Origin of the sequence: Streptomyces sp. CBMA152 (assembly GCF_014596475.1) — a bacterium.
Classification (GTDB): domain Bacteria; phylum Actinomycetota; class Actinomycetes; order Streptomycetales; family Streptomycetaceae; genus Streptomyces.
Window position 1 is genome coordinate 69,283 of the sequence record NZ_MECJ01000028.1, and the last position, 12,674, is coordinate 81,956.

The 12,674-nt window shown below is 72.6% G+C and carries 8 protein-coding genes; 2 read left to right on the plus strand and 6 right to left on the minus strand.

Annotated elements, in window-relative coordinates; all coding sequences use genetic code 11:
- Nucleotides 1–76: 76 nt before the first annotated feature.
- Together BG418_RS23830 and BG418_RS23835 are read right to left on the minus strand one after the other, a co-directional pair.
- Nucleotides 77–3,580, minus strand: a complete 3,504-nt coding sequence (locus BG418_RS23830; protein ID WP_188276017.1) for an ATP-dependent helicase — start codon at nucleotides 3,578–3,580, stop codon at nucleotides 77–79.
- A 152-nt stretch (nucleotides 3,581–3,732) separates the two neighbouring features.
- A complete protein-coding gene (locus tag BG418_RS23835; RefSeq protein WP_188276018.1) occupies nucleotides 3,733–4,200 on the minus strand; it encodes an MGMT family protein in 468 nt (155 codons plus the stop codon).
- Between the two features lie 248 nt (nucleotides 4,201–4,448).
- On the opposite strand from BG418_RS23835, the gene BG418_RS23840 reads away from it, so the two are divergent.
- Nucleotides 4,449–7,307, plus strand: coding sequence for a flippase-like domain-containing protein (locus BG418_RS23840; RefSeq protein ID WP_188276019.1), 2,859 nt, complete (start codon nucleotides 4,449–4,451; stop codon nucleotides 7,305–7,307).
- Nucleotides 7,308–7,458: 151 nt separating this feature from the next.
- Nucleotides 7,459–9,024: an alpha/beta hydrolase gene (locus BG418_RS23845; protein WP_188276550.1), complete on the plus strand. Its 1,566-nt coding sequence runs from the start codon at nucleotides 7,459–7,461 to the stop codon at nucleotides 9,022–9,024.
- Between the two features lie 21 nt (nucleotides 9,025–9,045).
- Here the strand turns inward: BG418_RS23845 and BG418_RS23850 are convergent, their stop codons facing one another.
- The 4 genes from BG418_RS23850 to BG418_RS23865 all read right to left on the minus strand — a co-directional run bounded on the left by BG418_RS23850 (nucleotide 9,046) and on the right by BG418_RS23865 (nucleotide 12,614).
- Complete coding sequence (locus BG418_RS23850; RefSeq protein WP_188276020.1) at nucleotides 9,046–9,519, minus strand: hypothetical protein; 474 nt, start codon at nucleotides 9,517–9,519, stop codon at nucleotides 9,046–9,048.
- A 135-nt stretch (nucleotides 9,520–9,654) separates the two neighbouring features.
- Complete coding sequence (gene moeZ / locus BG418_RS23855; protein WP_188276021.1) at nucleotides 9,655–10,833, minus strand: adenylyltransferase/sulfurtransferase MoeZ; 1,179 nt, start codon at nucleotides 10,831–10,833, stop codon at nucleotides 9,655–9,657.
- Between the two features lie 72 nt (nucleotides 10,834–10,905).
- Entirely contained in the window at nucleotides 10,906–11,655 is a 750-nt protein-coding gene (locus BG418_RS23860) for a spherulation-specific family 4 protein (protein ID WP_188276022.1), read from the minus strand.
- Nucleotides 11,643–12,614: an NAD(P)-dependent oxidoreductase gene (locus BG418_RS23865; RefSeq protein ID WP_188276023.1), complete on the minus strand. Its 972-nt coding sequence runs from the start codon at nucleotides 12,612–12,614 to the stop codon at nucleotides 11,643–11,645. Before BG418_RS23865 ends, BG418_RS23860 begins: the two co-directional genes overlap by 13 nt.
- Nucleotides 12,615–12,674: the final 60 nt, after the last annotated feature.

Genomic DNA, 12,674 nt, shown 5'->3' on the forward strand with positions numbered 1-12,674 from the left:
GTGGTTCCCGTCATGATGCGTGAGGGCTCGTAAGCGGTGGGTTCCGCCGCCAGCGGCGGCCCCCAGCCCCCAGACGTCACTCCAGTACCTGTCGCCCCTCCGGCTGGGCCGAGCACGATGTACGGAACGTGCAGGTCGTGCAGTGCTGGCCCGGGTTCGGGGTGAAGTGTTCGTCCAGGACACGGCCCGCCGCCGTGGCGAGGAGGTCGCCGACCCACTCCCCCGCCAGGGGCTGCTGGGCCTGCACCTTCGGGTACGCCTCGCCGCCCTCCTTCTTGGGCGCGGCCTGGCGCAGATGGACCAGTTCGGCGCCGCCGGGGACCGGGCGCTCGCCCGCGAACGCCTCGTCGACCGCGCCCTCGGCGACCGCCAGCTGGTAGACCGCCAGCTGCGGATGCGCGGCCACCTCGTTGGCGGTGGGCGCCTGCTTGCCGGTCTTGAAGTCGACTACGTAGGCGCGGCCCGCCTCGTCCTGCTCGACCCGGTCCATCGAGCCCCGGATGCGGACCTCGTACTCGCCCGCCTCCAGCGTCACGTCGAAGTCGTGCTCGGTCGCGACCGGGGTGCGGCCGGTGCGGTCCAGGGTGTGCCAGCGCAGGAACCTCTCCAGCGCCACGCGCGCGTTGTTCTTCTCCTGGAGCGACTTCCAGGGCGCGTCGAAGGCGAGCGCGTCCCACACCGAGTCGAGCCGTTCCATCAGTACGGCGAGGTCCGCGGGCGTACGCCCGGAGGCGACCTCGTCGGCGAGCACGTGCACTACGTTGCCGAAGCCCTGCGCGGCGGTGGCGGGCGCGTCCGCCTTCACCTCGCGCCCCAAAAACCATTGCAGCGCACAGGTGTTGGCGAGCTGGTCGAGCGCGCTGCCCGAGAGCACGACCGGGTGGTTGCGGTCGCGCAGGGGAACCTCGGAACGCGTCGGCTCGTTCAACCCCCACCAGCGGTACGGGTGGGCCGCGGGCACCAGCGGCTGGCCCTCGTCGTCGGCGAGGGCGGCGAGGCGGGCGAGGCGGCGGGCGGCGGCGTCCCGCAGCTCGGGCGACGCTTCGGGGTCGACGGTGGTGGCGCGCAGCTCCGCCACCAGTGCGGCGACGGCGAGGGGGCGGCGGGGGCGGCCGGTGACGTCCTTGGGCTCTTGGCCGAGTTCGGCGAGGAAGCGGGAGGGCTGGTCACCATCGTCGGCGGTGGCCTTGACGGCGGTCACGACGACACGGTCGCGCGCGCGGGTGGCGGCGACGTAGAAGAGGCGGCGCTCCTCGGCCAGCAGGGCGCCCGGGGTGAGCGGTTCAGCGAGCCCGTCGCGGCCGATGCGGTCGGCCTCCAGGAGGGAGCCGCGGCGGCGCAGATCGGGCCAGAGCCCTTCCTGGACGCCCGCGACGACGACCAGGCTCCACTCCAGGCCCTTGGAGCGGTGGGCGGTCATCAGGCGTACGGCGTCGGGCCGCGCGGCCCGCCGGGTGAGGGTGTCGGCGGCGATGTCCTGCGCGTCGACCTCCTCCAGGAAGTTGAGCGCGCCCCGGCCGCCGGTGCGCTCCTCGGCGCGCGCGGCGGTGTCGAACAGCGCGCACACCGCGTCGAGATCGCGGTCGGCGTTGCGGCCCGCGGGGCCGCCGCGCAGGGCCGCGCGCTCCAGTCGCTGGGGCCACGGAGTGCCGCTCCACAGCTCCCAGAGGGCCTCGGCCGCGGTGCCGCCGCCCTCCAGGAGCTCACGGGCCTTGCGGAGCAGCGCGCTCAGGCGCTGGGCGCCCCGGGCGTACGCGGGGTCGTGGGCGACGAGCCGCTCGGGCTCGGCGAGCGCGCGCGCGAGGAGGACGTCGGAGGGCGGCGGCACCCTGTTGCCCGCCGCCCGCTCCTCGTCGCGCAGGGCCCGGCCCAGGCGTCGGATGTCGGCGCTGTCCATGCCGCCGAGGGGGGAGGCGAGCAGGTCGAGGGCGGTCTCGGGGTCGAGCCAGGCGGGCGCGGCGGCGCCCTTCGGAGCAGGGGCGTCGGCCTGCGGTGTGCCGTCCTCCGGACCGGGGGCGTCGGCCTGCGGCGCGCCCTCGTCCGGACCAGGAGCGTCAGCCTGCGGCTCGCCCTCCAGGGCGGCGGCCTCGGACACGACGTCGGCGGAAGCCGGTCCCGACTCCCCCACTGCCTGCGGCGGCGAGGACAGCGCCGCAGCAGCCACCGCCCGCAGGGCGGACAGCAGGGGCGTCACGGCGGGCTCATGGCGCAGCGGAACGTCGGTGCCGTCCACCTCGACCGGGACGCCCGCCGAGGTCAGGGCGCGGCGCAGGGCGGGCAGCGCGCGGGTGCCCGCTCGGGTGAGGACCGCGATCTCGTGCCACGGGACGTCCTCCTCCAGGTGGGCGCGGCGGACGATGTCGGCGATGTTCTCCAGCTCGGCGGAGGCCGTCGGGTAGGTGTACGCCTCGACGCGGCCCCCCGCCCGTACCGCCGTCAGCTCGCGGTGGGCCCGTACCTTCTCGGCGGGCAGCCGAGGCAGCGGCATCCGCCGGGTCAGCAGCCGGGTCGCGGTGAGCAGCTCGGCGCCCGAGCGGCGGGACGTCGTCAGGACCTCGACCGGCGCCGGAGCGCCGTCAACGCGCCGAAACGTGTCCGGAAAGTCAAGGATCCCGTTGACGTCGGCGCCCCGGAACGCGTAGATCGACTGGTCCGGGTCGCCGAAGGCGACCAGCGTGCGGCCGTCGCCCGCGAGGGCCCGCAGCAGGCGGACCTGAGCCGGGTCGGTGTCCTGGTACTCGTCCACGAACACGGCGTCGTACGCATCGGCAAGCCAGGTGCCGTGCGGGGCGGAGGAGGAGACGTGGGACGACGGGCCAAAGCGGCCGCCGCGCTCGGCGAGCAGGACGGCCCGGTGGACCAGTTCCGCGTAGTCCAGTACGCCCTGCAGATCGAGGACGTCGAGATATTCGGCCAAGAACCCCGCTGCCGCCCGCCAGTCGGGGCGGCCGGTGCGCCGGGCGAAGTCGGCCAGCGAGTCCGGGCCCAGGCCCAGTTCGCGGCTGCGGGCGAGCACCGCGCGCACCTCGTCGGCGAAGCCGCGCGTGGTCAGGCAGACGCGCAGTTCGTCGGGCCAACGGACGTGGTCCAGGCCCGCCTTCTCCAGGCCGAGGTGGCCGGCCAGCAGATCGCGGACGGCGACGTCCTGTTCGGGGCCGGACAGCAGGCGCAGCGGTTCGGCGAACAGGTCGGCGTCCTGGTGGGCGCGGACCAGGGCGTAGCAGTACGAGTGGAAGGTCGTGGCCTGCGGTCCGCGCGTACCGCCGAGGCGCAGCGCCATCCGGTCGCGCAGTTCGACCGCCGCCTTGCGGCTGAAGGTGAGGACGAGGATCCGCTCGGGGTCGGCACCGGCGGCCACGCGCGCGGCGACCGCCTCGACGAGTGTGGTGGTCTTGCCGGTGCCGGGTCCGGCGAGGACGAGCAGCGGTCCGTGAGCATGGTCAACCACCGCCCGCTGGCGTGCGTCCAGCAAAGGGGGATCCACGGGGCTCGGCGGGGTACGCACCAGTCGGTACGCGCCGGCGGACCGCCGTCGTACCTGCGGGTACGTCGTACGCCCGGTGAAATTGGAGGAGCTCACGTGGATCGCCGGTCCTGGTGGGTGTGCTGGTGGTGACGGTGGGGAAGGTGCCCGTGCCGACCCTCGACGGTACGCCGAAGCGGACCCGTCGTGCGGCCAGTCATCCGTACGGGCCTGTGGTCGCCCCCGCCGGCGCCCGATGGTCGAAGCTGTCAGATATGAGCCGCCCCGCCGCCGACCTCGCGCTCCGCGCCCGCCTCCAGCGGTATGTCCTCGGCACGCCCGGCGCCGTCCCGGCCCACAGCTCCGCCGTCCCGGCTCCCCGCCCCGTCCAGTGCGCCGCCGTCCCAGCGGGCGCGGCGCATGTCGAGGCGCGGCACATGGCCCTCGGCGGACCGGCTCGCCTCGCGCAGCGGGGTGGACTCCTCCCGGTAGTGCCCGAGCGCGCGCAGCTCGTGGCCCGGGAGCAGCGCGCCGTCCGCGCGCACCACACGCCACCACGCCACACCGCCGCCGTACAGCGCCATGACGCGGCCGACCTGGCGGGGCCCGCCCTCGCCGAGCCATTCGGCGACGTCCCCGTACGTCATCACCCGGCCCGGCGGGATCCGCTCGGCGACGTCCAGCACCCGTTCGGCATACTCCGGGAGTTCCGGCAGCTCATCGCTCACCCTGTTCATCCTGCCGTACGCCACCGACAGTGGAGCCGGGAGCAGGCTCCCGGAAACCGCGCGCACTATGGCTGTAGGGCATGTACCGCACCGCGTACGCCCCCTCGACGCACCCTGATGCCCCCCTGGGGGGCCTGGTCATGCCACCATCATCCGGGCGGTGACCGGTGATACGAGAGCACGAAGACCGGACGGAAGACCAGACCGGCGAGACAGCGGACCACGACACAGCGGACCAGACGGCGAAGGAGCGGGGCGTGCAGCCACCCGAAGCGGCGGCCAGCAGCACCCCGGAGGCGGGGGCGCGCCCCGACGTACCCGCGTCCGGCGCCGAGTCCGTGCCCGCGGCCGGTGCGACGGCTCCCCGGCATCCGGCGGGCGCGACGGCCGCCTCGGCGGGCGCGGCGAGCGCGCAGAAGGGCGCCGACCTCGACGGCTGTGAGGCCACCGCCTCCATCGACCGTGTCTCCGTGGACGAGCCGCTGCTCCCCGCGCGCGTGCACCGCCCCTCCGACCTCGTGCGGCTGATCAGCGGCATCCTCGCCATCGCGATCGTCCTCACCATCGCCGCGATCGCCCACCACACCACGTCCGGCCTTGAGCAGGACATCAGCAAGGGCTCGGACCAGGCACCGGACGTGCTGATCCGGCTGGCCGGGCTGGTGTCCTCCATCGCCGTGCTGATCCTGCCGGTCGGCTTCGCCATCGAGCGGCTGATCAAACGCGACGGGCTGCGCATCGCGGACGGTGTGCTGGCGGCGGTCCTCGCCCACGGGGTCGCCCTCGCGACCGACCTGTGGGTGGCCAGGTCGGCGCCGGAGTCGATCACCGACGCGCTCACCCAGCCGTCCGGCGCGGGCGGGCTCACCGACCCTGTGCACGGCTATCTCGCGCCGGTCATCGCCTATATGACGGCCGTCGGCATGGCCCGCAGACCCCGCTGGCGAGTCGCCCTGTGGGCGGTTCTGCTGCTCAACTCGTTCGCCGTCCTCGTCGGCGGCCAGACGACCCCGTTCTCGATCCTGGTCACGGTCCTGATCGGCTGGACCGTCGCGTACGGAACGCTGTACGCGGTCGGGTCGCCGAACGTCCGGCCCACCGGCCAGACGCTGCTCGCCGGGCTGCGCAACGTCGGCTTCCGGCCGCTCACCGCGATGCGCGCGGAGGATGTGCCGGACTCCATGGAGCAGGGCGACCGGGGCCGCCGCTACTTCGTCACGCTGGAGGACGCGCCGCCGCTCGACGTCACCGTCGTCGACCGCGAACAGCAGGCGCAGGGCTTCTTCTACCGGGTGTGGCGCCGGCTAACGCTGCGGTCCATCAGCACCCGCCGTTCCATCCAGTCGCTGCGCCAGGCCCTGGAGCAGGAGGCGCTGCTCGCGTACGCGGCGATCGCCGCCGGGGCCAACGCGCCGAAGCTCATCGCCACCTCCGAGCTCGGCCCGGACGCCGTGATGCTCGTGTACGAGCACACCGGCGGCCGCTCCCTGGACTCGCTCGGCGACGAGGAGATCACCGACGAGCTGATGCGCAGCGCCTGGCGCCAGGTGCGGGCGCTGAAGTCGCGGCGCATCGCGCACCGCAGGCTCGCGGGAGACGCGATTCTGGTGGATCGTTCCGGCACCGTGATCCTGACGGATCTGCGCGGCGGCGAGATCGCGGCCGGTGATGTGGTGCTGCGGATGGACATCGCCCAGCTCCTGGTCACCCTGGGGCTGCGGGTCGGCGCCGAGCGGGCGGTGGCCGCCGCCGTGGACGTGCTCGGCCCCGACACCGTCGCCGACAGCCTCCCGCTGCTCCAGCCGATCGCGCTGAGCCGCTCCACGCGCGCGACGCTGCGCAAGCTGGCGCGCGAGCAGGCGCAGCGCGAGCGCGAGGCCGTCATCGAGGCGTCCCTCGCGGCCAAGGAGGTGCGGGTCGCCGAGGCCGCCGCTTCCCGGCAGCGCGACGCCGAGGCGGCGAACGGCACGGAGGCGGGTGTCACGGGCGCGACGGCCGTCGGCGCGGACGACGAGCGCAAGGCGGGACGGGCCGAGAGCAAGGCCGTGCGCGCAGAGAAGAAGGCCGAGAAGGAGGCCATCGACGAGGCGCTGGAGAACGCGCGCGAGGACGACCTGCTCACCCAGATCCGCCGTCAGGTGCTGCTGATCCGCCCGCAGGCGCCGGTGGAGCCGGTGCGGCTCGAACGCATCAAGGTGAAGACGCTGCTGACGTTCGTCGCCGGTGCGATCGCCGCGTACTACCTGCTGGTGCAGATCACCCACATCCAGTTCGGCGAGCTCGTCGCGAACGCGCAGTGGGGCTGGGTGGCGGCCGCCGTGCTCTTCTCGGCGCTCTCCTATCCGGCGGCAGCGGCGAGCCTGCTGGGCTTCGTCCCCGAGAAGGTGCCGTTCAGGCGGGCCGTGATCGCCCAGGTCGCGGGGTCGTTCGTGAAGCTCGTCGCCCCCGCCGCCGTCGGCGGTGTCGCGCTCAACACGCGGTTCCTCCAGCGCGCGGGGGTGCGGCCGGGGCTCGCGGTGGCCAGTGTGGGCGCCTCCCAGCTGTTCGGGCTGGCTTCGCACATCTCGCTGCTGCTCGTCTTCGGCTATGTGACGGGCACCGAGAAGACGCCCGACCTGTCGCCCTCCCGCACGGTCATCGCGGGTCTGCTGACGGCAGCCGTGCTGATCCTGGTGGTGACCGCCATCCCCTTCCTGCGGAAGTTCGTCGTCACCCGGGTCCGCTCGCTCTTCGCCGGTGTCGTGCCGCGCATGCTCGATGTGCTCCAGCGTCCGCAGAAGCTGCTCACCGGCATCGGCGGGATACTGCTGATCACCGGCACCTTCGTGATGTGCCTCGACGCGTCGATCCGGGCCTTCGGCTCCGGCTCCAACACCCTCAGCTACGCGAGCGTGGCGGTGGTCTTCCTGACCGCCAACGCGCTGGGGTCGGCCGCGCCCACGCCGGGCGGTGTCGGCGCGGTGGAGCTGGCTCTGTCCACGGCGCTGACCTTCGCGGGCCTGCCGGCCGAGACAGCGGCCTCGGCCGTGCTGCTCTACCGGCTGCTCACCTTCTGGCTGCCGGTGCTCCCGGGGTGGCTGTGCTTCAACTACCTGACGCGCAGGGGCGAGCTCTGAGATCCTGCCGTGCGTCGGGGCGCAGGCGGGGGTTCAAAGACAGGCTCTGGGGTGAAGGGCGGGCGTGCGCGACCCTCGCGTGCGCCCGATGGCCACCCGCATGGCCTGCGGATGCGCGCGGGTCCCGGCCGACGGGCCCACGATGGAGAGCATGGAGAACTCCGCCGCTCTGCGTGCCGCCTCTCTCGCCACCGCCACCGCCGTCGTCCTGCTGGCCGCCACCGGCTGCTCCAGCGGCGGGACCAAGGAGTCGTCCCCGGCCAAGCCGTCGAAGCTCGCCTCCCAGAAGCTGAGCTGGAAGAAGTGCGCCGCGCCCTCCCAGGCGGAGGGCAGCGGGGACGCGCCCTCGCCGCCGCCCGGCGGGGGTCAGTGGAAGTGCGCCACCCTGCGTGTGCCGCTCGACTACGACAAGCCCGCCGCCGGGACGATCGAGCTCGCCCTCATCCGGGCCGAGGCCACCCAGAAGGACAAGCGCATCGGGTCGCTGATCTTCAACTTCGGCGGTCCCGGCGGCTCCGGGGTGACCACCCTGCCCGCCGCCGCGAGCGACTACGAGAAGCTCAGGACCCGCTACGACCTGGTGAGCTTCGACCCGCGCGGCGTCGGCTCCAGCGCGCCCGTGGAGTGCGAGAGCGACAGCCAGCTCGACCGCTACTTCGCCCAGGACTCCACACCCGACGACGCGGCCGAGGAGAAGAGCCTCGTCGACAACGCGAAGGCGTTCGCCGCGACCTGCCAGACCAACTCGGGGCGGGTCCTGCCCCATGTCGGCACCACCAGCGCCGCGCGCGACATGGACCTGATGCGCCAGGTCCTGGGCGACGACAAGCTGTACTACTTCGGCATCTCCTACGGGACCGAACTGGGCGGCGTGTACGCCCACTTGTTCTCGAAGAACGTCGGCCGGGCCGTCTTCGACGCCGTCGTCGACCCCACCAGCACCGCCGAGCAGGGCGCGCTCGGCCAGGCCAAGGGCTTCCAGCTCGCCCTCGACAACTTCGCCCAGGACTGCGTGAACCGGGGCGACAAGTGCCGGCTCAAAGGGGCCACCGTGAAGGAGGTCGAGGCGGGCATCGTCAAGCTCCTCGCCGACCTCGACAAGCAGCCCATCCCGGGCAGCGGCCCCCGGCTGCTCACCCAGACCGAGGCGACCAACGGCATCGCCCAGTCCCTCTACTCCAAGGAGTACTGGCAGCTGCTCGAACAGGGCGTGGACGACGCGGAGGGCGGGGACGGCGCCCTCCTGCTCGCCCTGTCGGACGCGATGAACGGCAGGGCCAAGGACGGCACGTACAGCAACATCCAGGCCGCCAACACGGCCGTCAACTGTGCTGATTTCAAGGATCGTTACTCACTGGACCAAACGAAGGCCAAGCTGCCGGAGTTCCGCAAGGCGTCGGAGGTTTTCGGTGACTTCCTCGGCTGGGGTCTCATGGGCTGCACCTCCTGGCCGGTGCCGGGTCAGTGGAGCACCCCGGACGTGAGCGCACCGGGCGCGGCGCCGATCGTCGTCATCGGCAACACCGGCGACCCGGCCACGCCGTACGCGGGCGCCCAGCACATGGTCGAGAAGCTCGGCCCGGGCGTCGGCGTGGAGCTGACGTACAAGGGGCAGGGCCACGGCTCGTACAACAGCAAGAACACATGCGTGCAGGATGCGGTGAACACCTATCTGCTGGACGGCAAGGTCCCGGCGGCCGGGACCGTCTGCTCCTAGCAGGGCGGTCGGCGAGCCTCGTCAGGCCTGGGCGCGCTTCAGGGTGCGCAGGATCAGCCACTGGTCGCCCCAGGCCATCGCCGTGCCCAGCACCGCCATCACGATGCCGATGACCAGGCTGCCGCTCTCCGCGCCCATCGCGAGGCCCGCGAGGCTCAGGCCGAAGCGGACCGCGAAGCGGATGACGAGCAGGCCGAGGGCGAGCAGGCGGGTGCGCTTGTTCTTCCAGAGCGCCTTCATGTAGCGCATCCGGGCCCGCAGCACGGTGAGCGTGAGGACGATGTTCACGGCGGCCACGACCGGGATCAGCCAGTAGACCACCGGGTAGGCGCGGGCGATGTCGAAGACTCCGGCGAAGCAGCCGACCAGCGGGAAGTACCAGGTGGGCAGGCCCTTGATCTCCGGCTGCGCCGCGCTTGCGGCCTGCGCCTCGGTCTCCGCCTGCGCCTCGGTTCCGACCGTGCGGACCTGGTTCTCGATTGCCACCGTGCTCATCACAGTGCCCCCTTCGCTCACGCTCTCTCGCTGACAAGAAAGAGCTTCGCTCAGGGGGCACTGTGCCCGGCAGAGAGAACCGTCCCGGGTCCCGCAGGACAAATGTCCTGGTCGCCCGGGGAACGGTCGTCGGGGTTAGTAGACGGGCTTCTCCGGCTCGATCTGGTGGACCCAGCCGATGACACCGCCGCCCACGTGGACCGCGTCCGCGAAGCCCGCGGACTTCAGGACGGCCAGCACCTCGGCCGAGCGGACACCGGTCTTGCAGTGGAGCACGATGCGCTTGTCCTGCGGGAGGTCCTTCAGGGCGTTGCCCATCAGGAACTCGTTCTTCGGGATCAGCTTGGCGCCCGGGATGGAGACGATCTCGTACTCGTTCGGCTCGCGGACGTCGATGATCTCGATCTTCTCGTCGGCGTCGATCCACTCCTTGAGCTGCTTGGGAGTGATCGTCGAGCCGAGCGCCGCCTCCTGGGCCTCCTCGGAGACGACGCCGCAGAAGGCCTCGTAGTCGATGAGCTCGGTGACGGTGGGGTTCTCGCCGCAGACCGCGCAGTTCGGGTCCTTGCGGACCTTGACCTGGCGGTACTGCATCTCCAGGGCGTCGTAGATCATCAGGCGGCCGACCAGCGCGTCGCCGACGCCGGTGAGGACCTTGATCGCCTCGGTGACCTGGATGGAGCCGATGGACGCGCAGAGCACGCCCAGAACGCCGCCCTCGGCGCAGGAAGGGACCATGCCCGGCGGCGGGGGCTCCGGGTAGAGGCAGCGGTAGCAGGGGCCGTGCTCGGACCAGAAGACCGAGGCCTGGCCGTCGAAGCGGTAGATCGAGCCCCACACATACGGCTTGTCGAGCAGCACGCACGCGTCGTTGACGAGGTACCGCGTGGCGAAGTTGTCCGTGCCGTCGACGATCAGGTCGTACTGGCTGAAGATGTCCATCACGTTCTCGGCTTCGAGCCGCTCTTCGTGCAGGACGACGTTCACGTACGGGTTGATGCCGAGCACCGAGTCCTTGGCGGACTCCGCCTTGGAGCGGCCGATGTCGGCCTGGCTGTGGATGATCTGGCGCTGCAGGTTCGACTCGTCGACCTCGTCGAACTCCACGATGCCGAGCGTGCCGACACCGGCGGCGGCCAGGTACATCAGGGCCGGCGAGCCGAGGCCGCCGGCGCCCACGCAGAGCACCTTGGCGTTCTTCAGCCGCTTCTGGCCGTCCATCCCGACATCCGGGATGATCAGGTGGCGCGAGTACCTGCGGACCTCGTCTACGGTGAGCTCGGCAGCCGGCTCTACCAGGGGTGGCAGCGACACGTGAACCTCTATTACGCAGTCGGTCGGTATGTCAGTACGGTTGTTCTCCCCGTAACACTGCCACGCTGCTTCTCATTCCGAGATACCCGGTCCGATCCGCGAGACGATTTCGTCCCAGTAGCCGGGCAGTGTCTCGAATGGGTCGATCTGTCCCCCTCGGTCGCCGCGGTCGGTGAAGTAGATCGTTCCCGCGCCCTGCCAGCGGGCGATGCGCAGGGCCTCTTCGAGGTGGGTACGGGGCACTCCGTGGACGAAGTGGCAGAACCTCTCCGGCGGGTAGTCGGCGGTCCACTCGGCGACCTGCGACCACCGGTACTCGCTCCACGGCCCGGTGAAGGTGACCAACTGGTCGGCGCTCTCCACGTAACCGGGATACGGGTGGGTGCCCTGACCGAGGACCAGGTGGGCGCCGTCGCACAGGGCCCGCAGGGCCGACACCGTGCGCCGCACCTCGGGCAGCGCGTCCCGGTCCGTGGGACAGCGGTCCAGAAGGAAGCCGTCGACGCGGTACCAGTCGAGGAAGCGGTGCGCGTCGGAGATCTGCTCGCCGAAGGAGCGGGTGCCGTACGCGGTGTCGAGGTGACCGAGCACCCGCACGCCCGCGTTGCGGAGCTTCCCGGCGGCCTCCAGGCAGTGCGGGTCGGGGCGGGTGCCGGGGCCGTCGGCGACGTTCAGGACGGCCCAGTGCAGCGGGGTGCCGGGGCGGGTCAGCTCGGCCCACTCGACCGGTGCGACCAGCGGGTGGGCACAGCCGGGGACGCCGAAGCCGAGCCTGCCCGAGGTCGCCGCGCACAGGGCGCCGGTGGTGGTCAGATGCGGCACGCCGCCTCCATCCAGATGTCCGCCAGGGACTCCTCCAGGTTGATCCGCGGCCGCCAGCCGAGCCGGTCGCGCGCGGTGCGGACGTCCGCCTGCTGCCAGCTGCCGCAGCCGTCGGGGTACGGGGCCGGGGAGGCGGCCAGGTGCTCCAGGACCGCGTCGGCGGACGGGCGGGGGGCACCGATGACGCCCGGCCGCAGCCCGGACGGGCCGTCCAGTTCGTGCAGCGCGCCGCCGTATCCGGCGACCCTGGCCAGTACGGCGGCCGCGTCGCGCAGCTTCACCGAGCGGCCGGTGCCGATGTTGACGACGCCCTGGGCGGCGGAGAGCGAGGCGGCGTGCACCGCGCGCGCGACATCGCGTACGTCGACGAAGTCGCGCTGCACCCCGAGGCCGCCCAGCTTGAGCTCACCGTCGCCGGACTGCATGGCGCGGCGCATCGCCTCCGCGAGCCGCCCGAGCGGGGACCCGGCGGGGGTGCCGGGGCCGACCGGTGAGAAGACCCGCAGCACGATGGCGTCCAGGCCGGAGCCGAGGACGAGCTCGGTGCCGGCGAGCTTGCTCACGCCGTACGGGCCGCCGGGGCGCGGCACCGCGTCCTCGGCGGTGGACGAGCCCGGCTGCGAGGGGCCGTACTCGGAGGCGCAGCCCAGCTGGACGAGCCGGGCGCCGCAGCCGCTGCGGCGCAGGGCCTCGCAGACGGTGGCGACGGCGACGGTGTTGTGCCGGGTCAGTTCGCGGGCGCCGCCCCGGGTGGCTCCGGCGCAGTTGATGACGACCCCGGGGTGGACGGCGTCCAGGAAGCGGGTGAGGGCTCCCGGGCTGCCGGAGGCGAGGTCGAACCGTACGTCGGCGTCGTCGCCGCGCCCGAGCGCGGTGAGCTGGACGGCCGGGTCGGCGAGCAGGCGGTCGGCGACGAAACGGCCCAGATATCCGTTGGCACCGAGCAGTAGCACCCTCATCGCGCGGCCTTTCCGTGCGGGCGGCAGGAGGCCGGGGGCAGGGCGGTCATGTGTCTCTTT